The 25955-nt window shown below is 56.6% G+C and carries 22 protein-coding genes; 4 read left to right on the top strand and 18 right to left on the bottom strand.

Translation table 11 applies throughout. The annotated features are described in order from the left end of the window. Positions 1-429 precede the first annotated feature (429 nt). The 17 genes from ACFFT4_RS18270 to ACFFT4_RS18190 form a co-directional block, all read right to left on the bottom strand. Entirely contained in the window at positions 430-1257 is an 828-nt protein-coding gene (locus tag ACFFT4_RS18270) for a YitT family protein (protein WP_378050058.1), read from the bottom strand. Positions 1258-1661: 404 nt separating this feature from the next. Further along, the gene (locus tag ACFFT4_RS18265; RefSeq protein WP_378050056.1) at positions 1662-2822 is read right to left on the bottom strand and encodes a sialidase family protein; all 1161 of its coding nucleotides are present in this window, start codon (positions 2820-2822) and stop codon (positions 1662-1664) included. Between the two features lie 29 nt (positions 2823-2851). After that, complete coding sequence (locus ACFFT4_RS18260; protein ID WP_378050054.1) at positions 2852-3832, bottom strand: aldo/keto reductase; 981 nt, start codon at positions 3830-3832, stop codon at positions 2852-2854. A gap of 36 nt (positions 3833-3868) precedes the next feature. Next, on the bottom strand, positions 3869-4759 hold the full coding sequence (gene dapA, locus ACFFT4_RS18255; protein ID WP_378050052.1) for a 4-hydroxy-tetrahydrodipicolinate synthase: 891 nt from the start codon (positions 4757-4759) through the stop codon (positions 3869-3871). Between the two features lie 34 nt (positions 4760-4793). Further along, positions 4794-5795 carry a 4-hydroxythreonine-4-phosphate dehydrogenase PdxA gene (gene pdxA, locus ACFFT4_RS18250; RefSeq protein ID WP_378050051.1) on the bottom strand — a complete coding sequence of 334 codons (1002 nt, stop codon included), beginning with the start codon at positions 5793-5795 and terminating at the stop codon, positions 4794-4796. Next, entirely contained in the window at positions 5792-7069 is a 1278-nt protein-coding gene (locus ACFFT4_RS18245; RefSeq protein WP_378050050.1) for a four-carbon acid sugar kinase family protein, read from the bottom strand. The genes pdxA and ACFFT4_RS18245 overlap by 4 nt, the downstream gene beginning before the upstream one ends. A 159-nt stretch (positions 7070-7228) precedes the next feature. Further along, positions 7229-9028, bottom strand: a complete 1800-nt coding sequence (locus ACFFT4_RS18240) for a PrpR N-terminal domain-containing protein (RefSeq protein ID WP_378050049.1) — start codon at positions 9026-9028, stop codon at positions 7229-7231. Positions 9029-9158: 130 nt separating this feature from the next. Next, positions 9159-10337 (bottom strand): iron-containing alcohol dehydrogenase, encoded by a 1179-nt coding sequence (locus ACFFT4_RS18235; protein ID WP_378050048.1) that lies wholly within the window; start codon positions 10335-10337, stop codon positions 9159-9161. A gap of 23 nt (positions 10338-10360) precedes the next feature. Continuing rightward, positions 10361-11236, bottom strand: coding sequence for a carbohydrate ABC transporter permease (locus ACFFT4_RS18230; protein WP_378050047.1), 876 nt, complete (start codon positions 11234-11236; stop codon positions 10361-10363). 10 nt (positions 11237-11246) lie between these two features. Continuing rightward, on the bottom strand, positions 11247-12212 hold the full coding sequence (locus tag ACFFT4_RS18225; RefSeq protein WP_378050046.1) for an ABC transporter permease: 966 nt from the start codon (positions 12210-12212) through the stop codon (positions 11247-11249). Between the two features lie 26 nt (positions 12213-12238). Then, positions 12239-13822, bottom strand: a complete 1584-nt coding sequence (locus ACFFT4_RS18220; RefSeq protein WP_378050045.1) for an extracellular solute-binding protein — start codon at positions 13820-13822, stop codon at positions 12239-12241. A 229-nt stretch (positions 13823-14051) separates the two neighbouring features. Next, positions 14052-14888 (bottom strand): sugar phosphate isomerase/epimerase family protein, encoded by an 837-nt coding sequence (locus ACFFT4_RS18215; RefSeq protein WP_378050044.1) that lies wholly within the window; start codon positions 14886-14888, stop codon positions 14052-14054. Beyond that, positions 14885-15886: a Gfo/Idh/MocA family protein gene (locus ACFFT4_RS18210; RefSeq protein ID WP_378050043.1), complete on the bottom strand. Its 1002-nt coding sequence runs from the start codon at positions 15884-15886 to the stop codon at positions 14885-14887. Before ACFFT4_RS18210 ends, ACFFT4_RS18215 begins: the two co-directional genes overlap by 4 nt. A 187-nt stretch (positions 15887-16073) precedes the next feature. After that, positions 16074-17462, bottom strand: coding sequence for a family 4 glycosyl hydrolase (locus ACFFT4_RS18205; RefSeq protein WP_378050042.1), 1389 nt, complete (start codon positions 17460-17462; stop codon positions 16074-16076). Positions 17463-17479: 17 nt separating this feature from the next. Continuing rightward, complete coding sequence (locus ACFFT4_RS18200) at positions 17480-18322, bottom strand: carbohydrate ABC transporter permease (protein WP_378050041.1); 843 nt, start codon at positions 18320-18322, stop codon at positions 17480-17482. Beyond that, complete coding sequence (locus ACFFT4_RS18195) at positions 18319-19215, bottom strand: carbohydrate ABC transporter permease (protein WP_378050040.1); 897 nt, start codon at positions 19213-19215, stop codon at positions 18319-18321. Before ACFFT4_RS18195 ends, ACFFT4_RS18200 begins: the two co-directional genes overlap by 4 nt. Positions 19216-19302: 87 nt before the next feature. Next, positions 19303-20619: an ABC transporter substrate-binding protein gene (locus tag ACFFT4_RS18190; RefSeq protein ID WP_378050039.1), complete on the bottom strand. Its 1317-nt coding sequence runs from the start codon at positions 20617-20619 to the stop codon at positions 19303-19305. Positions 20620-20875: 256 nt separating this feature from the next. On the opposite strand from ACFFT4_RS18190, the gene ACFFT4_RS18185 reads away from it, so the two are divergent. The 4 genes from ACFFT4_RS18185 (at position 20876) to ACFFT4_RS18170 (ending at position 24568) form a co-directional block, all read left to right on the top strand. Then, positions 20876-21628: a response regulator transcription factor gene (locus tag ACFFT4_RS18185; protein WP_378050038.1), complete on the top strand. Its 753-nt coding sequence runs from the start codon at positions 20876-20878 to the stop codon at positions 21626-21628. Continuing rightward, positions 21625-23382: a cache domain-containing sensor histidine kinase gene (locus ACFFT4_RS18180; protein ID WP_378050037.1), complete on the top strand. Its 1758-nt coding sequence runs from the start codon at positions 21625-21627 to the stop codon at positions 23380-23382. The genes ACFFT4_RS18185 and ACFFT4_RS18180 overlap by 4 nt, the downstream gene beginning before the upstream one ends. Positions 23383-23496: 114 nt before the next feature. After that, positions 23497-24147: a hypothetical protein gene (locus ACFFT4_RS18175; protein WP_378050036.1), complete on the top strand. Its 651-nt coding sequence runs from the start codon at positions 23497-23499 to the stop codon at positions 24145-24147. Then, positions 24137-24568, top strand: coding sequence for a toxin-antitoxin system TumE family protein (locus ACFFT4_RS18170; protein WP_378050035.1), 432 nt, complete (start codon positions 24137-24139; stop codon positions 24566-24568). Before ACFFT4_RS18175 ends, ACFFT4_RS18170 begins: the two co-directional genes overlap by 11 nt. A 230-nt stretch (positions 24569-24798) precedes the next feature. Here ACFFT4_RS18170 and ACFFT4_RS18165 read toward each other — a convergent pair whose 3' ends face one another. Next, positions 24799-25806 (bottom strand): hypothetical protein, encoded by a 1008-nt coding sequence (locus ACFFT4_RS18165; RefSeq protein WP_378050034.1) that lies wholly within the window; start codon positions 25804-25806, stop codon positions 24799-24801. Between the last annotated feature and the right edge of the window lie 149 nt (positions 25807-25955).

The raw sequence follows: 25955 nt of genomic DNA, 5'->3' as shown, positions 1-25955 counted from the left end.
ACGATCGTTACGATCAAGGCCGCTATGCGGTGTTCTCTCCAAAGTTTCATCATGACACTCACTCCTAATGTTGTTTTTGTTTTTGCGAAGCCTTTGCTTGAAATCCGCTTATCCGTCCGCCTGTATCCTCTTATTCGCCGATGTGCGAGATCGCTTGCCTGACATCGGGATCACCGTCCTCGTTTGCTGGTCTGTCTTTCATGTCTTTATTGTAAGGCCACTTGATCAAAGAGATTGTGATTATAATCACAAAGTGCGGCATGTTCATCAAGATGACACATTCGCCCCATCCGAGCCTGCTTATGACCGCATCGCGGCCCCAAAAAGCCGTCCATGCTCTGGACGGCTTCTTGGGGCGAACTCGGCGTATTTTATTGAGAGGAATGCCGAAGCTGTTCTGGGCGAAGAGTCCCGCTCCGTCCATTCCATCTAATGGATATTTTGCTTGCGGAAATTTCCGCCCTTCACTTCCGCGATATCATACACAATAATAAAGGCTTTATCGTCGACCTCGTTAATAATTTCCCTTATTTTGCTTTCTTCAAGGCGGTTGATCACACATGTAATTTCTTTGAACTGCTCGTTGGAGTAGCCGCCGTGGACAAACGTATAGGTCGAGCTTCGCCCCAATCGGTCGCGAATCGTCTGAATCATCTCTTCCGCCTGGCTCGTAATGATTTTATAGGTTTTGGAGCCGCTGAATCCTTCCTCGACAATATGAATGACCTTGGAAGCGATAAAATAAGCAATTCCCGACAGGATGGCGCCCTGAAGCCCGAACACCGTCGAGACGATCACGAATACGAACAGGTTCAGGAATAAAATCAGATCGCTCGTTCCGAACGGCACTCTGCGGGACAGCAATACGGCCAGCATGTCGATCCCGTCCAAAGCACCGCCATTGCGCAGCGCCAGCCCCATGCCGAAACCGATAATAATGCCCCCGACAACGGTAACCAGTAGCGTATCGCCTTTAATAATCGTCGGGATATGGTGCATCACCGTCGTGCCTATCGCAAGCGACGCGATGCCGAGCACCGAATAAATCGCAAAGCTTCTGCCAATCTGCTTATAGCCCAGAAAAATAAAAGGGATGTTGATCAGCGCAAGCAGAAGAGCCAAGGGGAGATCGGTCCATTGCGACCCGACGATGCTGAGGCCGGTCACGCCGCCATCCGATACATTGTTGGGGATAAGTACAGCTTCCAAGCCATACGCCGTTATAAAACCGCCGACAATCACTGTCACTGCCTTCATTGCCTTTTTCCTGATTGCAGCTTGCCTGGACACTGCTCCCACTGAAGTTCCTCTTTTCTTTATCACGTCAAACCGAACGCAGCAAACGTTAGAAACAGTATGTATCCCTTATCTAAGCGTCATAACTTGGTTCGTTGCTTTTCAATTTTACCGCCATAAAATGTATAACTGCAAGATTTTCATAAAAAAAACCGTCCAAGGTTGGACGGTTTCCCGGGCAAATCGATCCGAAAAGCCACTTCTTCATAAGCCGCTCCGTCTTTCGATCGCCGCATCGTTGTCGGAGAGGAAGTCGTCCATCAACGCCTTCTCGCGCTTCGACTTGCCCATTCTCCCGCACCGCCCGCTTTCATCGTTATCCGAACAGGCCGCCGGGACGGCGAAAATCTTCGACGATCCCCCGCCTACGACTGCAGCGCCGTACCGAGAATCCAGTCCTCGCTTAATACGACATGCTTGATCCCCGCTCCGCCGGCATAGGTGTACGCTGCGTGAATCAAGCCGTCCTTCGTCTGGACGATCCACGGATAATGGTAGCGCCGGTTGAATCGGGAGTTCGCTTCCCCGATAAAACCGTCCCCGAGATCCAGGTTTCTCGCATAGGGCCAGGTCAGCCCACCGTCCTCCGAAATGGCCAGCGTAATCGGAGCGCGCTCCCGCGGCCATACCGTCAAATCCGGATCGTCGTTCGCCCTTTGGTGGTTATAGATGACGGCGATTCGTCCGCTCGCCAGACGGATTGCCCGAATCGAAGCATTATTGTTCGGGAGAGCGGTCCGGGTCGGCTCCGTCCAGGTTCGCCCGTAGTCGGCAGACCTGCTGATGTAGATGTTATCGGCGGAGCGGCTGCGAAACAAAGCAATCAAGCTGCCGCCGCCCAGCTCTACGATAGAAGCGTGCACCCGCCCTTTGCTTCCCGGGATGGGGTACTCGGTCCAGGCTTCCCCTTTGTCGTTGGAAATTTGAACGACGCTGTAATCGCTTCCATAGCTGGTCCGGCCATCGCTCAGACTGTACCACATCGGGAAAATCCAATCCCCGTTCTCCAATACGGCAATCGGCGCTCGGCAGAAGGAACCCGGCTTGCCGAACATCGTCCGGGAAGGCCCCCACGTCATGCCGTTGTCCTCGGAAACCAGACACCTTATCTCCGCCGTTTCCTGCCGCGTAAACACCTGCCCGGGATAGAGCCGCTCGAATTCCCGCCTGCTCATCTCCGCCGCCTTCTGCGCCGTATGAAGCAGCAGCAGCTTGCCGTCCGGAGCCTGGAAGAGCAGAGGGTTCTGCTCCGACTTCTCCTCGTCGCGGGAAATTTTCTCCGGCTGCGTCCACCTGTCGGAGCCCGCATTCAAACGCGACATGACGATGCTGATGTCCCGGCGACCTTCCTCGGTCATTCCGGCAAACCACACCAGCAAGAGGTCTCCGTTCGCAAGCTCCAGCAAAGCGGCGGCGTGATTCACCGCATAAGGGGTCGGCACGTAAGCTTCGGCGCGTCCTCCCGGAACGGCCGCGACTCGTCCGTCCGACTTGATCGGCTGTTCGATTCCTTCCCATCTTGCCATCGTATTCTCGCTCCTCTCCATTCTTCGACTTAAGGCAGCAGCTTGCCGCGGGCCGAAACGAACAAGCGGTACCAATCTCCGGAGCTCATCGCCTCGGCAACCCGCGGAGCGTCCTTGCAAGCCGCTATTCTCCCGGGCCGGGTCGAGCCGATAATCGGCTGTATCGCTGCCGGATGCCTCATGACCCAGCCCAATACGATCGCTTCCGGCGAGGTTCGGTATTCCTCCGCCATCTCCCGGACGAGCTCAACGGTTTGACGCACCGGCTCGGTCTGCTCGCCGCTTCCGGCCCTGCCGGTAAATAACCCCTTGGCCAGCGGTCCCCAGGCTTGCAGTTGAATATTTTCGGCGCGGCAATATTCCAGCGTGCCTTCCTGAAAATTGATGTCGATGCCCTTGCGCTGATTGACGTTAACGCCGTGCTCGATCCAGTCGAGATGCCCTAGGCTAAGCTGCAGCTGATTGACGACGAGCGGCTGCCGAAGAGAGCGTTGAAGAAAGCGGATTTGCCGCTCGGACATGTTGGACACTCCGAAATGGCGCACCTTTCCCGCGGTCTCCAGACGATCGAACGCTTCGGCCACCTCGTCGGGCTCCATCAGCGGATCCGGCCGATGCAGCAGCAGAAGGTCCAAATAGTCTACGCCCAGCCGCTCGAGACTGCCGTCCACGGATGCCAGAATATGCTCCTTGGAGAAATCGAATCGCTTCGGCGCGGCGCCTTCCGCATTGCGGATGCCGCACTTGGACTGAATCTTCATTTCTTGCCGCCATTGGGGATTCCGCTTCAGCGCTTCGCCGAATACGGCCTCCGCCTTGCCCAGTGCGTAGACGTCCGCATGGTCGAACAAGCCGATGCCGATGGAGAGAGCCGCCTCTACCGCGGCTTCCGCCAGAGCGATATCCTCCGCCGTCAGAGCGTTGCGATTGCGTCCCCCGCCAAGCCCCATGCAGCCGTAAGCAAGCCGGCTCGACGAGATCCCCCGTTGTGTCAACGGCATAATTCCCATAGGTTACTCCTCCCGTCCCAACGGATGATTTGGGGCCTACAGTTCTCCTCTGTCCCTGTAAGCCTCCATCACGGCGCGCAGCCGCTGTCTGGCTTCCCCCTGCAAGGGTTGAACCGGCTTGCGCGGAGCACCGGCGGGAACGCCCGCCATCTCCAGCGCTTCTTTCAGCACGGAAGGCAGCGTCCCCAGACCGAACGCTTCGCGCAGTCCCCGCAGCTTGCGCTGCTCCGACTCCGCGCCGGCAATATCACCGCTTCTCCATCTCTCGTAGATTCCGACAACCGCGCCGGGAAAAACGTTGGCCGTAGCCGCAATGGCTCCCTGTCCTCCGGCCAGCAGAACGGACAGGATCAGAGAATCCGTGCCGGCAAGAACGGCAAAATCGTCATCCGTGGCGTCCAAATATTGAAGCATATTGTCGAAGCTTCCGCTACTGTCCTTGATGCCCGCAATGGAATCTATTTTCGCCAATTCCCCCACGGTAGCGGGAAGCAGAGCGTTGCCCGTCAATCCGGGAATGTTGTAAAGAACGATCGGCAGCCGCGACGCGGCGGCCAGCTCCCTGTAATGGGCCGCCAGTTCCCGCTGGGAGAACTTGAGAAAATACGGGGTAATTACCGACACGGCATCGACTCCGACCTTCTCCAGCTTGCGGGTCAGCGCAATCGTCTCCCGGGTGCCGATGCCTCCGCTGCCCGCATATACGGGCACGGCTCCTGCCGCTTCCTCTACGATAATCTCCGCGACCGTCAGCTTCTCCTGTTCGTCCAGCGCGAAGAACTCCCCGTTCGTGCCGAGACAAAAAAGGCCGTGGACGCCGTGATCGAGCATGCGCCGGACCAGCCCCCGAAGAGCCGTCTCGTTGACTTCCCCGGCCTCCGTCATCGGAGTGACGAGAGCCGGAATGATTCCGTAAGGCTTCAGCATAGAAATGTCTCGCTCCTCTCTTGGTTCAGGGCGATTAACCGCGTTTTCCGACAGGGGCCAGCTCGCTCGCCAAACGAATGGCCTCCAGCAGGCTGCCTTCGTCGGCGAGATTAAGCCCGGCAATATCGAACGCCGTGCCGTGGTCGACGGAGGTGCGGACGACCCCGCCTTTCAGACCGACGGTAATATTCACTCCGGATTCCAGTCCAAGCACTTTCACGGGAATATGTCCCTGATCGTGGTAACAGGCCACAACGATGTCGAAATCGCCGCGCACCGCCCTGAAAAACAGAGTATCGGCCGGATAGGGGCCCGATACGTTCAACCCTTCCTCTCTCGCTCTCTCGATAGCGGGGACGAGCTTCTCCGCTTCTTCCCCGTTGCCGAACAGGCCGTTCTCGCCCGCATGGGGGTTGATCCCGCAGACCGCGATGCGCGGAGCCTCCAGCCCCGCTCGGGACAGCATCTCGTGAGCCTGACGAATGACCCTGTAGGTTCTCTCCGGATTGATCAGGTCGATGGCCTCCCGCAATCCGACATGCGTGGTGAGATGAATCACCTTCAGCTTGGGGGCCGACAGCATCATGGAGTAATCTTCCGTTCCGGTGAGAAAAGCCAAAATTTCCGTGTGCCCGGGAAAACGATGTCCGCCAAGCTGCATGGCTTCCTTGTTCAACGGAGCGGTGCAGATGGCGTCCACTTCGCCGTTCAGCGCCATCTGCACCGCTCTCTCCAGATAGCGATAGGCCGCGTCCCCCGCGGCCGCCGAGATTTTCCCGAAAGGAACCTCCTCCGACAGCGCGAGGTCGATGCACGAGATGCATCCCGGTCCCCCTTCCTCCTCCGGCACGGTCCCGACAATCCGCAGCTCGGCATCGACGCCCGTCACCGCCATCGCCCGTCGCAAAATTTCCGCCGTACCGATCACGATCGGACGGCAAATCCGATAGACCCGTTCCGACTGCAGCGCTTTCACAATGATCTCGGGACCGACGCCCGCCGCGTCGCCCATCGTAATCGCAATGATCGGCTTCATAACGGTTCCTCCCCCCGCATCATTCTGATCAGACGAAGCAGCGTGCCGCCCGATCCGAAGCTTCCCGCTTTGGTAATGGCCCGATATCGCTTCTTCCCGTTTAATATGCCGATCGGTATTCCGCTCTCCGCCTCGCGCAGCAGCTCCAGATCGGCAATCTCCAGGTGCACGCATACCTGCTTGGCCGTATCTCCGCCCGTCAGCACAAGGCTGTCGATTCCCGTTCTCCGAACAATGAGCGCCGCCGCCTCTCCGATGGCCGAGGCGATGGCATCGCTGTCCGGAACTTTCTCCGCCCCCGCGGACGCCGCATGCGCCGAAAGCGAGGAATACAAGGCCAGCGATTTCCCGTTCAGCCGCGCGTTCTCCGCCGCGAGGCATACCCGGTCGATCTCCGCCCGCCTAACCTCGTCCGAACCCGACGCCCGCTCTGCCCGCATCTCGATCCCGCATACCTCGGACGATTCGAGCACCTGCTTAAGCTGTTCCCGGGTATTCGGGTTGACACTGCCGACCACGAGCAGGACGGGACCCGACGATGCGCGGAACGCCGGGGTATCCGGCTCTGCCGGCGTCTCCCCTTCCGCCAGGCCCGGCAAATAGCGGGCGAGTCCCGCCGAACCGGCCCACAGGATGCGAAACCGGGAGTCTCGGGCCGCTTCCGCAAGGCGGGCCAGATGCGCTTCGGACGTCGAATCGCAGACGATATAAGGCGTTCCCTCCCGCGCCAGCCGCTCCAGACGGGCGGACAGGCTATCCGGACCCGCTTCCAGCACCCCGCTCTCCAGCAGTGCCACTCGCCGCGTCGTCTGTCTGGCCAGCAGATCGGGCACATAGGACTCCACAACCGGCGTTTTCGGATCGATCGCCATTTCGGATTCATGCAGCAGCTTGCCGTTCACATACAGATAGCCGTCGATTACTTTGCGGCCGTTCGACGGAAACGCCGGAGCGATAAAGATGAAGTCCGGGTGGAACGCATCGTAGACGGCGTCGAGCTCCGCTCCGATATTGCCCCTCATCGTCGAATCGAGCTTTTTGTATACGTCCTGAATTCCCCGCTCCTTGATCCACTCGGCCGCTTGCCTGACCGTTTCGTAGGCCGATTCCCGTTTCAGAGAGCGGCTGTTCGTATCCAATACGAGCACGTCCCTGCCGCCGGGCAGCGGTCCGTCCATTCGAAGCAGGACGGAGGTTCGCAAGCCGCGTTCTGCCAGTTTAACGCCCGTGTCATTCGCTCCCGTCAAGTCATCCGCTATAATTGCCAGCTTCACGGCTTCCCCCTCCTTATTTGCAGTGTTGAATTTCCCACCACTTTTCTAATTCCCCTATTAAAAATAGTCTTTTATGCATAAAAAAGCAACTATATTATTGATTTATATCCTATTTCAATAATATAGTTGCAAATTTAAGCTATTATTTGCAATTTTGAATTAAGGGAGCGTAAGCTTCCGCCATAACGTCGTTCGATTGATTCCCAGCCGCTTGGCCGCTTTGGACTGGTTCATGCCTTCTTCCTGCAGAACCAACGCCACAATCTCCCGTTCAATCTCTTCCAAGGATCGGTTCAGATTGACCGTTCGGCTCCCGGAAACGGCCGCCTCTTGTTCCGCCCCCCCGGACCGCTCCCGACGGGCCAGCAGCGCCAGCGCATCGGTTTCTATAAATTCTCCGGACGCGGCGCTGACAAATTCGTCGATGACATCGCGGAGCTCGATCAGGTTGCCTTCCCAGGAATGCTCGTAAAGCCGTTTCATGACCTCGGGCCTTACTCCGACGACCTGTTTGCCGTATTTCTCGTTGTACATGGAAAGAAACGCCCGGACGTACTCCTCCAAATCCCGATTTCTGCCGCGCAGCGGCGGAATGCAGGCCATATTTTTTTCCAGCCGATTGTAGAACACGCTGTCCAGCCAGCCGGACGCCTGCAATTCCCGCGGATGCCGGTCCAGCGCCACGATCAACGACGCCTTCATCTTCCCCAGCACCTTGACGAGATCCCGCTGATGGACTCCGGACAACCGCTCGCAATGCTTCACGTAGAGAACAGCCTCCGGCCCGGCATTCAGCAGCGCGTCCCTTAACCGGGAATACGACTCCTCCGACCCTCTGACGATCTCGATCTCAATGAGATCCTCGACGCTTCTCCCCAGCTTCTCCAGCAGCATGTTGGCGAACAGCCGTTTCCCGGACCCTTTCTCCCCGTACAGCACAAGCAGCTGCGACAGATCGGGCTCCGTTCCGCCCAGCACCTCGCGAAACTCCTTCTCGGTGAACACGAGCTGCGGGAAGGATTGTCCCACGCTGTCGGAATAGCCGATCAACAGATCGCTGTCCGCCTGCTCCGTCGGCTCGACGAACAGCGTGTACCAACGATTGTCCGTTTCTCCCTCGATCAGGGAGCCTTCCAAAATATATTTGCCGCTCGCGTCATACATATGAAAGGAACGATGCGGATCGGCCGCCTGCTCCAATTGGCGGGGCATGTTCTGCAAATAGGGCAGCTTGGCATACAGAGATTGCGAGGAAACCTCCCGGGCGGACAGGTTTAACTGCCTGTAGAATCGCTCGTTCGCAAACTGCACGATCCCTCTGTCGTCGATAATAGCCGCGCCCGATTTCATCCGGTTGACCAGATGGACGTAACCGGCGCTCTCGCTCCGGCAGCGGGCGATCGTCCGGTGCAGGTAACGCGCCTGCGAGAAAGCCTCCAGCACCGCTTCCCGCCCCGAAGTGATCAAGATGCCCTGCATGCCTTTCTCCTTCGCCTTGGTAACGGTTATCGTATCTCCGATAACGACCATGACGCCCTTCTCTTTCGCCTCGGCCAAAGCGGCGTCAACTTCCTCTTCGCCGTGGATGACGGTGTGGGGAATCCGAATATCCATTAGGCTCGATATGGCGACAACGCCGTCGATGACATTGGGAAACCCGATGATCTCGAAATCGGCTTTGTAATCTTTGACCAGAGTAAGCATTCGTATAATGTCGTAACCGGACACTTGAATTTCCACGACGGGCAGGGACGTATGCTTGCCGATCCGCTTGGCCGTGCCTCCCCGGCTGATAATCAATTCGTAGCCTTGATTCCCGTGCTTCTCGATCAAGGACACGGCCTCCGACAAGTCGCCGAGAACGACGGTACAATCGAAATCGGTTAATTCCGGCAGCAGGCTGTTCGTCAACTCCATCAGCCCCTGATAAGGAGCAATAACCAGCGTTTTAATTCTCATATGAGCACCATCCGTTGCATTTTAATACACTTATTATATCGAAATGGCCGCTCGTAATGAAGATCACGCCGAATATAGCCTCGAAACGACTTCCTTGCAACGCTTGTTTCCGGCCTGACCAAGGAAGAGCCTAGGGCAGCAGTTCGCCGTAAAGCTTGCGAATGTCCGCCAGCTCCAGCTTCTTCGGATTATTGTTCAACAGCCGGCTCACTTTGGACGCCGCTTCCGCCAATCCTTCCAGATCGGCCTCCGTTACGCCGTAGCGCCGCAGGTCCTGCGGAATCGCCAGCTTCCGCGTCCACTCCCCGATCTGCCGAATCGCGGCGTCGGCGGACTGGGCGGCGGATCGTCCCGCCGTATCCACGCCCATCGCCGAAGCGGCGGCGGCCAGACGGTCGACAATCGCCTCCCTGTTGAATTCCATAACATGCGGCAGCAGCATCGCATTGGCGACTCCGTGCGGGATGTTGAACTTGCCGCCCAGAGGATAGGCCAGCGCATGGACGGCCGCCGTCCCCGAGGCGGTCAGCGCCGCTCCGCCGTACATGGAGCCAAGCAGCATGTCTCCGCGGGCGCCGAGATCGTCGCCGCGTTCGTAAGCCCGCAGCATGCTGCGCGACAGCAAACGAATGGACTCCAGCGCGAACGTGTCGCCGAACGGATTGGCCTTGTTGGAGATGAACGATTCAAGCGCATGGGTAAACGCGTCCATTCCCGTAGCGGCGGTTATCTCCTTCGGCAGCTCCAGCGTCAGCTCCGGATCGAGGATAACGAGCCGGGGAAGGAGATGGCTGCTGACCGCCCCGATTTTAAGCTCTTCCTCCGGGAGGGTGACGATCGCATTGGGCGTCACCTCGGAGCCGGTGCCCGAGGTCGAAGGAATCATCGCCGATGGAATCCCCTTGTTTCTCACCAGATCGACCCCGAGCAGATCGACGACCGACACCTCGTTCGTCAGAAGAACGGACAGCAGCTTGGCGGCATCCAGCGCGCTGCCTCCTCCGATGCCGATCACCGCATCGAAGCTCTCTCCCTCCAGGCTTGCGCGCAGCGCTTCGATATCGCCCGCCGTCGGTTCCGGCCGGATGCCGGACAGCAGGCGGACGGAGATGCCGAGTCCCTCCAGCTGCCCGGCAATCCTGTCCGTGAAGCCTTGCCGAACCATGCTGCTGCCGGCTACGATCAACACCCGCTCAAGCGGTCCCAGTACGGACAAATGAGCGCCAAGAGCGTCGAGGGCGCCGTTCCCGGCCACAATCAGTTCCGGCGATCGGAAACGATACAACTCCGTCGTCGCGAGTTCTTTCATGAGAAATCCCCTTTCTCGGAGCGCTACCCCTTAATCGCCCCGATCATAAAGCCTTTGGTAAAATATTTCTGAGCGATCGGATAGATGAACAGAATCGGCAGCACCGCGGTAAATATGGCCGCAGCCTGCAAATTGCGCGGCAGCAGCAGGTGACCGTTCCGCACCGCGTTTTCCAGATTGGTCGTTGTGGGATCCGGTTGAATGATCAGGCCGTACAGCACCAGTTGGATCGGATACAGCGCCTTGTCCTGAAGATAAATCAGCGGAATGAGAAACTGGTTCCATATCGCCACCGCATAGAACACCGCTATGGTCGCAATCACCGGCTTGGACAGCGGCATGAAAATTCGGCTCATCACCTGATAGTCGTTGGCCCCGTCGATAACCGCCGATTCCTCCAGTTCCATCGGAAGCGTCTCGATGAACGAACGGGTAATGATCAGCAGGAACGTCGTGATCGAAGACGGAACGATCATGACCCAGAAGCTGTTCACCATCCCGACCGAGCTCCACACCAGATAATTCGGAATAATGCCCGCTTCGAATATCCAGGCCGACAGGAACAGCATCATAATCAGGTACCGTCCCCTGACCTGCCTCTTGGACAGCGCGTAAGCCGTAATATACGTGAGCGTAACGGCAAAGAGCGTCCCGAAACCCGCATACAGGAACGAGTTCCTCAAGCCCTGCAGCACATTGAGACGGGAATTCGAGAAAATATACTTGTAAGCTTCCAGATGGATTCCCTTCGGATAAAACAACACTTTCCCGGCAGCCACGTAAGTCCCGTCGCTGAGCGATACGGCCAGAATATAAAGGAAGGGAAACACGCACAGGAAAGATACGAACAACAACAAGGCGCTGTTGATCCAGTCGAACGCATCGGCTCTTTTTCGCATCGGCTACCTCCTAGAACAGCTTCGTGCTGGAATATCTTTTGGCCGCCTGGTTCGCGGTCAATACCAGAACAAGAGCAATGACGGACTGGACCAGGCTTACGGCTGCGCCAAAGCTGTAATTCGGAAACCCCTGCGGAGCGAAGGCTTGACGATAGACGTAGCTTTGAATAACATCGGCCGTTTCATAGATGCTCGGATTGTACATCAGCAATATTTTATCGAGATCGACGGTAAAAATATTGCCGATGCTGACGATGAACATGACGGTAATGATTCCGGCCAACGAAGGCAGCGTCACGTAAAACATCTTTTTCCATCTTCCGGCTCCGTCGATTTCCGCCGCCTCGTACATGCTCGGATCGATCGTCGTCATCGAAGCCAGGTAGACGATGGCGAAATAACCGAAGGTGTGCCAGACGTGCAGCGTCGCGTACAGCGGACGAAACCAGGCGGGAGAGGCCATGAAAAAGACCGATTCCAGTCCGAGCCAATTCAACAGCTGGTTCACGATCCCGTTCTGCGGAGAAAGCACCGTGTAGAGAATGCTCACCATAACGGCCGCCGAAATGAAGTAAGGAAAAAAACTCATGATCTGCACGAATTTCTTAATAAACCTCAGCCGGATCTCGTTCAAAAACAAGGCGAAAACGATAGGAATGGGAAACCCGACCAGAAGCGTGATCAGCGCCAGCAGCACGGTATTGCGAACGAGAATGTAAATATACGGATCGTTGAAAAACCTGTGAAAGTGCTCCAACCCTACCCAGGGGCTGTCCCAGATTCCGACGAACGTACTATAGTTCTGAAAAGCGATCGCCAGGCCAAACAGCGGCGCCACCTTGAAGATCAGCAGCTGGACGATGCCCGGAACAAGCAGCAAGTAGAGCAACCAGTGCTTCCGCGCGCTCTGCCATAACGACGGGGCCCGGACCGGCCGGCCGCCGGCCGGGACCTCATTGTTGCGAAGCGTTGTCATCGATCGTCCTACCCTTCTGCGGTAATTTAATGCGACATGGCCTCCCAGGCAGCCTGATCGATCGCCACCACTTCTTTATATTTCGCGGTTTCCATCTCCTGCAGGAAGGTCTCCCAATCCGACATGTCGCGCTTGCCGGTTACGAAATCCACCAGTCCCGCCTGCAGCGGCCCCTTGACGCCCGCCAGCAGGTTGGCTCTGTCCTGCAGCTGCTGCGTGGAATACTTCAGAATCGGCAGGTCGTCGACATATTCGTCGGTGAACAGCGTTAACGCGTAATCTCTGACGAGCTGATCGTTCCATTTGTAGAACGCTTCGCTGTCGACCGGCTTCGGGAAGGTCAGGTGATTGTTCAGGAAGTTCCATTTCTGCTCGCCGATCGGCTTCAGCGTCTGCACGCTGTACTCCAGCGTATATTGCTTTTCCCCGCCGACGACTTCGAAGCTTTCGCCTTCCACTCCGTAGGTCACCAGCTCCTGTCCTTCGTCCGTATACAGATAGTCGAGAAACTTGATGATATCCGCGGCTTTATCCGACGATTTGGCGTTGACGACCATCACGCGGTCCGTATAGAATCTGGGGAACATCGGCGTCGCTTTCGATTGGCCGCCTTCAATATCCTTCAGGTACGGCAATGCGGTCATACTGAAATCCGGATCGTTCTGCTTGCCGCCATTTTCCATAAACAGCACCGGACGAGTGTAATAGTCGTAAGATACGGCCCCTTGTCCGTTCAGCATCTTCGTCTGCCACGACTCTTCCGTCTCCGTGCCGGCTACCCATTCCGGATCGATCAGCTTCTCGGCGTACAGCAAGCGGAACCATTCCACCTGCTTCTTGAAGTTGGGAGAATACAGATCGAAGCCCTTGCCGTTCTCGTAAATTCCGTTCACCTTACCGTCCTTGATCGCGTCCTTGGCCAGGAACGCCTCGGTAAACTTCATGAACTGATCGCGGCCCGTCAGCGGGTAGAACTGACCGTTGTTCCCGTATTCCGCCTTCAGCTTCCGCAGCGCCTCGGTAAGCTCGTCGATCGTCCGGGGAGTCGACTCTATGCCCGCTTTGGCAAACAGATCTTCGCGGTAGAAGATGATCTCCGGAATTTTCGGATACTCGGCGATCAGTCCGTAGATCGCTCCGTTGCTGCTCGTGATCAGATTCGTAAACTCGGGGTTATCCTCCATGAATTTCTTGATATGGGGTCCGTGCTGTTCGATGACCGGCTTCAGATCGACGAAGGCGCCCTGAGTGCCGTAGACGTCCGCCTGGGCCAATCTGACGATGCCGGCATCCGGGAATTCGCCGCCGCCGATTCTCAGATCCATGTTGCTGTAATAAGTGGACCCGTCTCCCGCATCGGTAATTTCCAGCTTGGTGTTCGTCCGCTCTTCGATAATCGGCAGCCATTTCTCGTCCTTCAGCCAATTCGCATGCTGCGTAGGCAGAACATACGTGAATGACGCGCTGCCCGCCTGTCCGGCCGAAGCGCTCTGCCCGGCGCTCGCGGACGGGGAGCCTTGACTCTCCCCGTTCCCTCCACTGCTGCAAGCTGTTGCAAATACCACCAAAGAAAGCGCTGCCAAACCTGTCAGTCTGTTCATCTTGCCCATGAATGATGACCTCCCGCTTTTTAGGAATACTCGCGATTTCCGGTTTTTCCCGCCATTCCATCGCCATTTCTCTTCAAAGCTGTTTACGACTCTCGAAAGATTGGATAAATTTGCATCACTTTCTCTATCCGTTCTCTTCGATATGGGAGAATATTAGCATGACAGCGCTTTATATGCAACGATATTTCATAATTTAAAATCCTTAAAACACAAAACGTTTAATTATGCATCAAATAATTTGCATTTCATCCAGCAATCCGCGAATATAACGGCCTCCCCTGGAAATCGTTTCTTCCGTGTAAGGCCTCAAATCCAACGTAATATGGTCTTCATAACCGATCTCCGCCAGTAGGGCCAGCACCCTCTTGAAATCAATATCCCCTTCTCCCGGCACGGCGTATTCATAAAATTCGTGACCCAACTTGCCATGGCGGTAAGATTTTTCCGGATCAATCCGGCAATCCTTTAAGTGCACGTGATAAATTTTGGCCGCATACTCCCGGATGCAGCGCTCGATATCTACGCCGACATAGGGAAGGTGCCCCGTGTCCAGCTCCAATCCCAACGCCGGAGAAGGCACGGCTTCGAACATGCAATCCCAGGCGTAGGGGGAATAGGCAAAATTATGGACAACCGGCGGCGCGCCGTTGATGAGAGGGCAATTTTCCACGGCCAGCTTGATGCCGCATTCTCCGGCATACTCGGCCAGCGGCTCGAATACGGATTTGAATTCCGCCACATTTTCCTCGAACGACTTGCGAGGATCGGAACCGGCGAACTGACTGACGCAAGGAGCCCCCAGCTCCCGAGCGGCTCGAATGCCTTCCCGGACCATTTCCCGATCCTGCAGCGCCTCTTCCGCATCCGGACCCAGCAGCTTAAAGGACATGGCGCCGATTGAGGAAACGGAGATTCCCGTCCGTTCCATTTCCCCGAGAATGGCCGGAATGTCGCGCTCCGTCACCTTGTTTAACTGAACGGAGCCGAAGCCGCGCTCCTGCGCGAACGCGAATAATTTCGTCCAATCTCCCTTGAACAGATTGAAAGCCCGAAAGCCCATAATCATACGATGTCCTCCACCTTTACCGCCGTATTCGTATTCAGAGACCGATAAGCGGCTTCCATGACCCTGATCGATTTCAGATTGTCTTCTATCGCCGTCTCGGGCCGTCTGCCTTCGGCGGCGGATTCCAGCAGATCGTACAGCAAATGAAAAGTGGCGGCCGGCTTGTCGAACGGATTGTCATGCAGCGTTCTCTCCCCCAAAGCCCCGATATGCTCCAGCTGCTTATATCCGAGAACAAGCCCTCCGTTGGCGCAATCCAGAAGAGCCGACTGCGTATCGTGCCAGCTGATAAAGCTCTCGTTAAGCGATACGACCGTCCCTTTGCCGAACCGCAAAACGACGGAAACCGCCCGATCCTGGCCGTTCTTCGACTTGATCCCTTCGCAATAGACGGATTCCGGCTCGTCTCCCAGCATATACCGGTACCCGTCAAACCAATGGTTGGACATAACGGACATGACGAACCGCTCCCGCTCGGATCTCCACCCTTCGCTTCGGCGGCTTCCCGTAACCGTTTGCATAAGCTGGATCGGCTGCGTTAGCGCTCCGCGATCCAGAAGCTCTTTCGCCAGCGAGAAGGTGAAGTAACGGCGGAAATTCTGGTTGACGGCAATCGGAACGCCGCGGCGGGCCGCATATTCGGCAATGGCATGCGCGGTTCCGTAATCCTCGGAAATCGGTTTCTCGCAAAATATCGGCAAGCCCGCGTCAAGCAAGGGATATAATACGGTTTCCCTGACATGCGAAGGCGTGCAGACGACAACCGCGTCGACATCCGAGCGCCGAATAAATTCGTCGAAGCTGGAAAAGGTATGCTTGATGCCGTACTTCTCGCTTTTCTCCGCGAGGTTTTGTTCATTCAGATCGAACACCGCATGAATGTCCACTTTATCGGGATGTCTGGACATCCCCTCCAGATGCATTCTGCTTACGTTTCCCGCCCCTACGAGGCCGATCCTGTACGGCCTGCCCTTGCTCGAACGCTGATTCTGGCTCATACGCAAGACATCTCCTTTAGGCTGTGGTCTGCTATTGAAACAGAATTTATTTTAGTTCAACACAGTTGAATCTGTCAAATCAAGCGAGTTTTTATACTTTCCGAATCAACGACGAAAAAAACCCTTTGTCTGGCGCCGGGAAACGGCACAGACAAAGGGGTTTGATCGATTGGACGTCCGACGCCGTTTACAGCTCCCAGCCCGGCAGATAGGATTTCGTGTTGGCCAGCATCCGGTCGAACAGCCGCTCCGCCTGCCGCACCGGAATCGTCACCAGCGGATCGTTGACGAAGGCGCGAAACGCAAGCGACTTGTCCCGCGTCAGCGCCGCGCGAAGAATCAATTCCTGGTTGGCCGAATGGCGCGCCGTCATATCGTGAACGACGTGCGGGAGTCGGCCGGCGAATACGGGACGAACCTCGTCGCGGCGGAACAGCGCGTTCGTCTCCACGACGGCGCCTCCCGGAAGACCGGCCATCTGCCCCCTGTTCGGCAGGTTGACGTTCGTCACCAGCTCTTCGAGTCCGAGCAGCGCTTTGATCATATCGATGCCTTCCTCGCCGGTCGGCTTAAGCGCGAACGCCTCTTCGCCCGAGGCCAGCCGCCGCCCTTTCTCCTGCAGCGACCGGGCGTTGCTGATGCGCCAGTCCACCGTCGTCAGGCTGAACTTCCATGCCCGCACCGTATCGGGGTCGCTCAAATACAGGTCGCCCGGCATGAATTCCGCCAGATGCCGATCGCCCGCCGCGGCAATGACGCCGTAGCGGAGGAACAAATCGAACTTGACCCGCTGCGCGGAGGAGAAATGATCGTTCATCCAATGCCCCGTACGCTCGCCCTCGTAGCCTTCCTCCCGGTGCTCCTCCGCGAATTCGCGATACAGCGGAAGCAGGTCCGTCCCCTGCCAGGAAGCCCGGTCCACCCAGGTAAAATGATTAAGCCCCAGCACGTTCACGCGAATGTCCCGGCGCGGGATCGGCCCCGTGCCCAGCTTGCGGGCCGCGACGGCGGCCAGCAGCTCCTGCGTGCCGAACACCTCGTGGCAGCAGCCGATCGCCTTGACCGCAGGAAAAACTTCGTACAAAGTCCGGGTGCACAGCGTCATCGGATTCGTATAGTTGATGACCCAGGCCTCCGGAGCGAAATCGCGCAAAGCTTCGGCAATGTCCACGTACAGCGGAATGGTTCGCAACGCCCGCACGAGCCCGCCCGGTCCGACCGTATCCCCTACCGACTGATAGATGCCGTATTCCTCCGGCAGATGCACGTCGGAGCGCATCTCCTCGAAAGTGCCCGGCAGGATGGATATAATGACGAAGTCGGCTCCCGTCAGCGCTTCGCGCAGCGTCGGCGAAGCTTCGTAGCGCCAGCGCGCGGCCACGTCCTCCCGTCCGGACAGCCGGTTGCCGATGACCGCGTTCTGCTCGGCGGCGGCAAGCTGAATGTCGTACAGTCTGACCGTCCCGCCCAGCGCCGGTTCCATGGCCAGATCGCTCATCAGCCCCCATGCCCAGCCTCGCGAGCCGCCTCCTATATAGGCGATGTTGATGTTGTCGCGTCGTTCGTTGCCGCTCATAATCGCGTCCCCCTCCGTTAACCTTTAAGTCCCGTCGTCGATATGCCCTCGACGAAGTATTTTTGCGCCACGAAAAACAGTACGATACACGGCACGATGCTGACGACGGACATGGCCAGCACCTGGTTCCAGGAGATGACCGACGACGCGTCGAGCGTCATGCGCAGGCCAAGCGATACGGTAAAGTTTTTGACGCTGCTGATGTAAATGATGGAGTTGAAAAAGTCGTTCCAGGTCCAGATGAACTGGAAGATGCCTACGGAAAAAAGCGCCGGCTTGCACAAAGGCAGCAAAATTCTCGTCAGAATGACGAAGGAGTTGGCTCCGTCCATCTTCGCCGATTCATCCAGCTCGCGAGGCAGCCCGCGGAAAAATTGAATCAGCATGTAAATAAAAAAGGCCGATGTCGCGAAAGCTGCCGGCACGATAAACGGCCAATACGAGTCCAGCCAGCCCAGCTTGCTGAACAGAATGTAGCGGGGAATCATAATCGTCGAATCCGGCAGCATCAAGGTTGCCATCATCAGCGAGAACATCAGCGTCTGCAGCGGAAAACGGAACCTGGCAAAGCCGTAGGAGACCGCAACGCTGGACAGGATCGTGAACAGCACCGTCGGCACGACCAGGATAAACGTATTCAGGAAGAAGTCCTGAAAGCCGTATTGCCCCGTCCCGGCCCAGCCCTTGGCGTAAGCGTCCCAGACATAGCTGCCCGCAAACAGGCTACTGGAGCCGAAGATGTCCTGATTCGTCTTGAACGAGGACATGAACAGCCAGAGCAGCGGATAGATCATCACAAAGCCGAGAACGATCAGCAGCACATAAGACATCCGATTGCCGCCGCGTGAGGTCAACGTCATTTGCCCTTCCCCCCGTCCTCATAGTGCACCCAGTAGTTCGAGCTTTTGAAAATCACGGCTGTCAGCACCATGATGATCGCGAATAAAATCCAGGACAGCGCCGAAGCGTAGCCCATTTTGAAAAATCCGAACGCTTCCTCGTACAGCTTGAGCGCGTACAAATACGTCGATTTCATCGGACCTCCGCCGGTAATGACGAAAGCGCCGGTAAATTCCTGGAAGGCGTTGACCATCTGCATAATCAGATTAAACAGGACGATCGGGGTCAGCAGCGGCACGGTCAGACGGAAAAACATCCGCGTCTTCGAAGCGCCGTCGATCGCCCCGGCCTCGTACAGGTCCGCGGGAATCTGCTGCAGCCCGGCCAGAAACAGCACCATGGAGGAGCCGAACTGCCAGACGGACAGCAGGCCGAGCGTGTACAGCGCGATGTCCGGACTTCCCAGCCAGTCGATGGCCGGCAGGCCGAGATTGCCGAGAAAGCTGTTCACGACGCCTTCCTTCGTAAACAGAAAGCGCCACAGCACGGAGATGGCGACGCTCCCGCCCAGAATCGAGGGCAAATAATAAACCGTCCGGAAAAAGTTGATGCCCTTCAGCTTGGCGCTGAGAATCAGGGCGATGAACAGCGCAAAGGCGAGCTTGAGCGGCACGGCCAGCAGCACATACACCGTCGTGACCCGCAAGGCTTGCACGAAGCCGGGATCGTCGGTCAATATTTTCACATAGTTGTCCACTCCGATGAATTTCGGGGCGCCGACCATGTTGAAATCGGTAAACGAATAATAAAACGAGGCCGCAAACGGGTACAATTGGAAAACGAGCAGCCCGACGATCCAGGGCAGCACATACAGCAAGCCGACGTATTGATAATTCTTCCTCTTGGCGATCATCGTTCATCCGCCCTTTCCTGTTGCTGCGCCGGTCATGGACGCGCCCTCCCCGGCGGGCGGGCGCGTCACTCGGCTCCGGCTCCGCCGTTATTGACGGGCCTTGAGTTCCTTCAGCTTCTTCTCCAGTCCGGCGACCAGCTCATCGGCCGCCCCTTCCGGGGTAAGCCGGCCGTAAGCCAGCTTCTCGATCGTGTCCTGCAGCACGGCGTTCAGCTCCGAGTTGGTCGCCAGCGGATTGTCCACCAGGCCGGCATTCTTCAAGCCGTCCTCCACCGCTTGGGCAATGACCGAATCGATTCTGTTCGCGGCGACGGCAGCCTGCTGCGCCGGCGCGGACGCCGGAATCGAACGGACGTCGCCGAGAATTTCCGCCGCCTTCGCATCGTTCATCAGCCAGTTCAGGAACGCCAGCGCTTCCTGCGGATGCTTCGTGTCTTTGCTGACGGCGATCATCTGCGACGGCCGGACGAGCACTGCCGTATCCTTGGCATCCGCGCCGATAACCGGCAGCGACGTTACGACTTCGGTGCCTTCCGGCAGCACGTTGCGAAGGGACAGCAGCGTGCTGCTCATCGCGGAAATAATCGGGATGTCGCCGTTGATCCATTTCGGATTTTGCTCGACTTCGCTGTACAGGTCCGCTTCGCCCAGCGGCTGGTAGACGCCGTCCTTGAGCGCCTTGTCCATCCAGCCCAGCACGCCCGCCGCGTCCTCCCTGGAGAAGGCCAGCGTGTAGTCCTCCGCGATCCACGGAGCGCCGACGCGCTGCTTCAGCATATTGGTGAAGTCGAGCATCAGCATGCCGTGGTTGGCCAGCAGCAAATATTTGGAGGCGTCCCGCTCGTGCAGCTTCTTCCCTTCCTCGTACACGCGGTCCCAGTCCCATTGAATGTCGGTCGGAATGCCGAGCTGGTCGGCCGACGTCTTGTTGATGACGAGCGCGTAAGCGTTCACGCCCGTCGGCAGCGCCACCAGCTTGCCGTTGTAGGTTCCGTAATTGTCCAGAAAGTTGTCGTCGAAGCCTTCCAGCGACAGCTCGTCGTGCCCGCTCAGCTCCAGGAAGCTGTCGTTGCGGTTCAGCTCGTTCATCCACGGCACGTCGAGCTGCATGATGTCTGCCGAGGTGCGGCCCGCAAGCTGCGTCTTCACCTTCTGCTCGTATCCGTCGAAGCCTTGGTATTCCGCCTCGATCGTAACGTTCGGCGCGATTTCCTTATAGGCCTCGATCGCCGCCAGCGTCGCTTCGTGGCGATCCTGTCCGCCCCACCAGCTGAAGCGAAGCGTCACCTTCTGCTCGCCGCCGGCCTCCTGCGAATTGCCGCCGCCCGACGAACAGCCCGCCAGTATCAGCATGACGGCCAATGCCGCCAGGAAACCCGTCGTCCATCTTTTACTTTGTTGCATTGTTGCTTTCCCCCTCGAGAATAGTTAGGTTGCCCTTGCACTTCGCAGTATAAGCGCTTACACGCAACAATTTAAGGCATCCAATCTTGGATTGCGGTATCATAATGCCGGCAATTTCGCCCGAAAGTATCTTGATCTTGGTTAAGGTATCACTTTTGTTGGAAAATGCTTGGAGTAAGCACTTTCAGCTTCATTTTCATGCCGGCGTGATATAATAAGTCACACAATCTCAGACTTGCCCGAATGGGGTGAACGCATGTACAACCTGCTGCTGGTCGACGACGAGGCGGACGCCAGAGACGCCTTGTCCAACTATTTTCCGTGGAACGACGTCGGGTTTCAAATTGTCGGGCAAGCCGGCAACGGCAAGGAAGCGCTCGACTTTCTCGCTCGCGGCGGTCAGCCGGTCGACGTCATCCTGACCGATATCCGGATGCCGGTCATGTCCGGAATCGAGCTGGCGGAAGCCCTCTACGAGCAAAAACGGGGAATCCGGGTCATCTTTCTCAGCAGCTACCGCGAATTCGAATATGCGCAGAAGGCGCTTCATTATCGCGTAACCAATTATATCGTCAAGCCGGCCAAATACCAGGTGCTGCTGGACGTATTCGGCAAGGTCCGGGAAGAAATGCGGGAGCTGGAAGCGGGAACGCCGGCGTCCGGGACGGCCGACGCCGGGCCCGACGAAGGGATGCTGATCGCCAGCGTCAAAGCGTACGTGCAGAGCGACTATCGGGAGGCCACGCTGGAGAACGCCGCCCGGCAGGTTCACCTGAACGCCAGCTATCTCAGCTACCTGTTCAAGCAGAAGACCGGACAGAGCTTCACCGACTACCTGATCGGGATCAAAATGGAGGTCGCGCTCCGGCTGCTGCGCGACGTCCGCTACAAAACGTACGAAATCAGCGAGCGGGTCGGCTACAGCAACGCCAAAAATTTTACCCGCACCTTCAAAAGCTATTACGGCAAAACGCCGAGCGAATACCGGAACGGATGGCTGCAGGAATGAAGAAGCGCTATTTCGTTAAAAACCTGGCAGCGTTCCTCATCCCGCTGCTCGTCCCGCTGCTCGTGCTGGGCTCGGTGTCGTTCTTCTCCACCCAGCATAACATGAAGCAGGATATTAACCGGAACAGCCAGTTCCTGCTGCTGCAATCGCAGCGTCAGCTGGAGATGATTTTGCGCGAGCTGGACACGCTGAAGCTGGCGCTCTTCCAGAACTCCCGCGTCTTCAACGAGCTGTCCGCCCTGCTGCAGCAGCCCCGCTTCACGTACGAAAGCTCCAAAACCTATCAAATCATCAGCAGATACATGAATGCGCTCACAAGCTCGAAGCCGTACATCGATTCGATCTATTTCTATTCGGACAACGATTACGGGCGCTTCCTCTCTTCGGTGGAGGGGCTGTCCTCGCTGGACCGGTTCCGGGATACGGAATGGTTCCGGACCTTCATGGCTTACGAAGGATCGCCCGCGGAGTGGACGGAGAAAAGAGCGGTCCGCCTCTACGACTTCGAATCCTATCCGACGGAAGTCGTCAGCCTCTACAACGTGCTCGCCGCCGGGAAAATCGGCATCATCCTGAACATCCGTCCCGCCTACATCGAATCGCTGCTCGCCAGCGTCACGCATTACGAAGGTCAGAAGCTGCTCGTGCTGGACGAGCGGAACCGGGTTATTTTCTCCGGCGACAAGGAGATCGGCATCGCGCCCGCGGACCTCGCCGATATTGCCGGGCACAGCGAGTCTTTCTTCGACATCCGGCTGCCGTTCGGCAAAGCCAATGTGACGAAAATCGAGTCCGAGCGCTATCGCTGGAAGTACGTGTCGATCATTCCGCACGCTTCGCTGTACGAGACGCCGTCGCGCATTGTGAATTATACGGTGCTGTCCGCCTGCCTGTCGTTCCTGTGCGGCCTGCTGCTCACCTATTACCTGACGCGGCGCAACTATCGCCAGCTGCTGGCGATCACTTCGCTGCTCCGCTCGGCGGAGAACAACAAGTCGCAGCTGCAGTCGCCCAAGAAGGTCACGGACGAGTATTCGTATATTCTGCAAAACATGGTCAGCCATTTTATCGAGCATCGTTACATCAAGACGCAGCTGTCGGAGAAAAAATACAAGCTGCAGGTGATGGAGCTGCTGGCGCTGCAGTCCCAGATCAATCCGCATTTTCTCTACAATACGTTAAACTCGATCTACTGGGAGACGGTCGGGCTGACCGGCAAGCCGAACAAGGCGAGCGAGATGGTCGAGCATCTGTCGGACATTCTGAGCTTCTCGCTCAGCCATCCGGCCAGCCTCGTAACCTGGGAGGAGGAGCTGGCCAATACGGTCAGCTATATCGAAATTCAGAAGCGGCGCTACAAGGACAAGTTCGACGTTCTGTTCGAATACGGGCAGGAGGTGCTGGGCTGCCGCACAATGAAGCTGCTGCTGCAGCCGCTCGTCGAGAACAGCCTCTATCACGGCATCAAGGAGAAGGACGGTCCGGGTCGGATCAAAATCAAAATCGCACGCAGGGAAACCGACGTAGAGGCGACGATCATCGACAACGGGATCGGCATCGGGCGGGAGCGGCTGGTTTTCCTGCGGCAGGCTCTGCTCGATACGGAGGAGCCTTCCAGCCACATCGGCCTGATCAACACGAACAAGCGGCTCAGGCTGATCTACGACTCCGGATATGCCATCCGGCTGCTCAGCAAGCCCGGCTTGGGCACGGTCGTCCGCATCCGGATTCCGGCGTATGAGCTTGAGGTATAAAACGTTTCTCTCTGGCGTAGATTGAGAATGCAGGTTTTTGTTTTGTTGCAGTTTTGTTTTAGTTTTGTTGCAGTTTTTGGGAAATCTGATAGGATGGAGGTGAGGGGGATGTTTATGATTACAATCGAGGAACGAAAAATCGTTGAAGATGAATTCTATCGAACGACCAAGCAGAATCCGCAGTATAGCTTGGCGGCGTACAAGCTCATTTACAATCTTGTCCATCGAATTGCCCCGGATTCCTTCGCCGGTCACAGTGTATCGGACAATCTTAGCCCGGATGAACTATCCGCCGCCTTTTCCCAACTGCTTCCTTTGGCCTTCGAATACGCTGCCGAGAACGACAATTCGCTTCAGTACACAACCGGACAGCTCGCCGCCTATTTCGGAGTTTCCACTACCACCATCAACAATTGGCTTCGTGATAAACGCATTATCTACCCTGGCATGGATGACAAACCGTCGTTCAAACAAGCTCGTATTCCCGACACTGCCATCTATAAATCGACGAACGGCCAAGAAACCGTTATTCGGGAAGTCATTCGCGAATATGAGTGCAAGAAAGCCGCCGAACCTCGATACAATGAAGTCGAACGCATGAAAGGTCTTGTCCAGACTTTGCTGGCATTCGAATCCAAATATAACGGCACATACGAGGAAGCTGAGGCTCGCCTCGGAGACCCGTCGTCATCCGAAGATTGGACATGGACTCGCGATGCCGACGAATGGCGCTACGTGATACGGGAGATCGCCGATGAACGGTAGAGCGCGAAGTAATCTCGAACTCATTCAAAAAGAGCTGGGACATGGAATTTGGGGAGACATTCAATTCACCGACCGCAGCGGACAAGAATCGACGATCTATGCGCTTAGGGCAACCATTCGTTTCCTTGACGGGTCGGTCCTATATGTGACTGAGTACACCAACAAATTCGGAATTATTGATAGGTATTATTACGATTGGACAGCTGCTGACTGGCGAATAAAGGCGCAATATCACAGCGAGCCTCACAAACGAGATCAGCGATACCAGACAGCAACCGAGCCTTATCACATCCATCCGCCCCAGAATACTGTTCTCTCTAATTTGGACCGTTTTCCGAATTACGCACATCAAGACTTATACTCTATTGTTGAGGGAATCATTATCTTCGCGGTTATTCCCTCGCGTACTTCGCTGGAATAATTGATGTATTAAAATTTGGTTTTGTCTCCGTTTGGTTTTACTATGATCGCGGTCGGACCACTATCCCCATTGGCTGGTTTGCCTTTGGTGCAGATGACACATTCATGGGCAATCTGCAATCTATGCCGATACGTTCGCAAGCGATCCGGGCATAAGCTCTCCGGGTATCCGAAAGACAAAAACCGCCCCTGGTTCGGACGGTTTCCTGGCAATGCCGGAGGGTATTCTCTTCAAAGCTTGTTCCCGTTTTTCAGCCCGACCATGCTGTTGTCCTGAATATGCAGCGCCAGCTCGTTCAGGTCCTGGTCGGGAGCATATACCGTATTCTCCGCCTCCAGCGTACAGCAATCCATCGGGTCGCTCTGGATATCCTGCGGCGTATACAAATGATCGGCCTCGGAGTTCACCCCGATAAAAGCCAATTTGTTGGCCACGGGGGCCTGGTTCATCAGGTTCCGATTCATCTCCTCGCTTCCGTGTCCGTAGATAAGCCGATCGATCCGCTCCGAGTAATATTGGCCGCCGACCTGTTCGGACGGAGCGGTCATCAATCCTCCTTTCTTCATCATCATTTGCTTCCGCAGGTCGGTTTTGCGATGGTCTCCCGGGGCATCTACCCGAGACGTCATGCGCGCCATGTTTCTCATCTTGTTGTATTTGCTATCCGCCAGCAAAGCCATCCCCAGATCCTCCGTCGTCGACACGAAAGGACTGTTCTTCATGATCCCCTCTTTGCCCGGAACGTCGTGGCCGTATTTCATATGCTGATTCGCGCTTTGCCGGATGTCCTCGTCGGGCAAGTTCGAGCGCTCCCCCGCCAAGTGCGCCCACGAATTCAGTCCGGGATACTTCGTGCCGGTATCTTCGTCCTCCACGAAAAACCTTGCCAGCACCTTCACGTTCTGTTCGGCATATTTCTTTTGGGCGAGCTTATGCAGATGCACCAGCTTGTTCATTTCGAGCCGCGCTTCCTCGGGAGGCATATCGTACAATTTTTTGTTCGATTTGGCTAAGCTTTGGATATAATCGGGCATGTTCTCATGGTCGGAGGCCTCTTCGAGCACCTCCGAAAACTGATCCTTAAGCGTCTCCATCGGGACCGACGGTTTGAGCGAACGATTGGTCTTCTCCGTATCCTCCCGTTTACTCTCCTCTGCCCCCAAATCGAGCGTGAAATCTTCCAGGTCTTCCGAAGACGGGGATTTCGGCAGCTCCTCGACAGAATCGCCCTTCAACATCCTGTCTACTTCCTGGTTGCCTATAGATTGATGAAGAGCGAAGAGCGAATCTTCATCGACAGTCGGCCGGGGAGTCGGTCCGAACACCCGGGTCCGACGGCTATCGGTTTTGTTTTCGGAGGAGGACTGCGACTTGCTTTTTTTGTTAA

Source organism: Cohnella cellulosilytica, from assembly GCF_042431195.1.
Lineage (GTDB): Bacteria > Bacillota > Bacilli > Paenibacillales > Paenibacillaceae > Cohnella > Cohnella cellulosilytica.
Note: the sequence above shows the minus strand (reverse complement) of the source record. Positions and strands in the feature narration are given on the sequence as shown.

Bases quoted from the DNA above. Each gene is read 5' to 3' on its own strand.
- ACFFT4_RS18230 (WP_378050047.1), bottom strand. From the start codon at position 11,236: ATGCGAAAAAGAGCCGATGCGTTCGACTGGATCAACAGCGCCTTGTTG.
- dapA (WP_378050052.1), bottom strand. From the start codon at position 4,759: ATGCTGAAGCCTTACGGAATCATTCCGGCTCTCGTCACTCCGATGACG.
- ACFFT4_RS18240 (WP_378050049.1), bottom strand. From the start codon at position 9,028: ATGAGAATTAAAACGCTGGTTATTGCTCCTTATCAGGGGCTGATGGAG.
- ACFFT4_RS18205 (WP_378050042.1), bottom strand. From the start codon at position 17,462: ATGAGCGGCAACGAACGACGCGACAACATCAACATCGCCTATATAGGA.
- ACFFT4_RS18260 (WP_378050054.1), bottom strand. From the start codon at position 3,832: ATGGGAATTATGCCGTTGACACAACGGGGGATCTCGTCGAGCCGGCTT.
- ACFFT4_RS18180 (WP_378050037.1), top strand. From the start codon at position 21,625: ATGAAGAAGCGCTATTTCGTTAAAAACCTGGCAGCGTTCCTCATCCCG.
- ACFFT4_RS18270 (WP_378050058.1), bottom strand. From the start codon at position 1,257: ATGAAGGCAGTGACAGTGATTGTCGGCGGTTTTATAACGGCGTATGGC.
- ACFFT4_RS18200 (WP_378050041.1), bottom strand. From the start codon at position 18,322: ATGACGTTGACCTCACGCGGCGGCAATCGGATGTCTTATGTGCTGCTG.
- ACFFT4_RS18195 (WP_378050040.1), bottom strand. From the start codon at position 19,215: ATGATCGCCAAGAGGAAGAATTATCAATACGTCGGCTTGCTGTATGTG.
- ACFFT4_RS18235 (WP_378050048.1), bottom strand. From the start codon at position 10,337: ATGAAAGAACTCGCGACGACGGAGTTGTATCGTTTCCGATCGCCGGAA.
- ACFFT4_RS18170 (WP_378050035.1), top strand. From the start codon at position 24,137: ATGAACGGTAGAGCGCGAAGTAATCTCGAACTCATTCAAAAAGAGCTG.
- ACFFT4_RS18220 (WP_378050045.1), bottom strand. From the start codon at position 13,822: ATGGGCAAGATGAACAGACTGACAGGTTTGGCAGCGCTTTCTTTGGTG.
- ACFFT4_RS18175 (WP_378050036.1), top strand. From the start codon at position 23,497: ATGATTACAATCGAGGAACGAAAAATCGTTGAAGATGAATTCTATCGA.
- pdxA (WP_378050051.1), bottom strand. From the start codon at position 5,795: ATGAAGCCGATCATTGCGATTACGATGGGCGACGCGGCGGGCGTCGGT.
- ACFFT4_RS18185 (WP_378050038.1), top strand. From the start codon at position 20,876: ATGTACAACCTGCTGCTGGTCGACGACGAGGCGGACGCCAGAGACGCC.
- ACFFT4_RS18265 (WP_378050056.1), bottom strand. From the start codon at position 2,822: ATGGCAAGATGGGAAGGAATCGAACAGCCGATCAAGTCGGACGGACGA.
- ACFFT4_RS18165 (WP_378050034.1), bottom strand. From the start codon at position 25,806: ATGTTGAAGGGCGATTCTGTCGAGGAGCTGCCGAAATCCCCGTCTTCG.
- ACFFT4_RS18215 (WP_378050044.1), bottom strand. From the start codon at position 14,888: ATGATTATGGGCTTTCGGGCTTTCAATCTGTTCAAGGGAGATTGGACG.
- ACFFT4_RS18190 (WP_378050039.1), bottom strand. From the start codon at position 20,619: ATGCAACAAAGTAAAAGATGGACGACGGGTTTCCTGGCGGCATTGGCC.
- ACFFT4_RS18225 (WP_378050046.1), bottom strand. From the start codon at position 12,212: ATGACAACGCTTCGCAACAATGAGGTCCCGGCCGGCGGCCGGCCGGTC.
- ACFFT4_RS18210 (WP_378050043.1), bottom strand. From the start codon at position 15,886: ATGAGCCAGAATCAGCGTTCGAGCAAGGGCAGGCCGTACAGGATCGGC.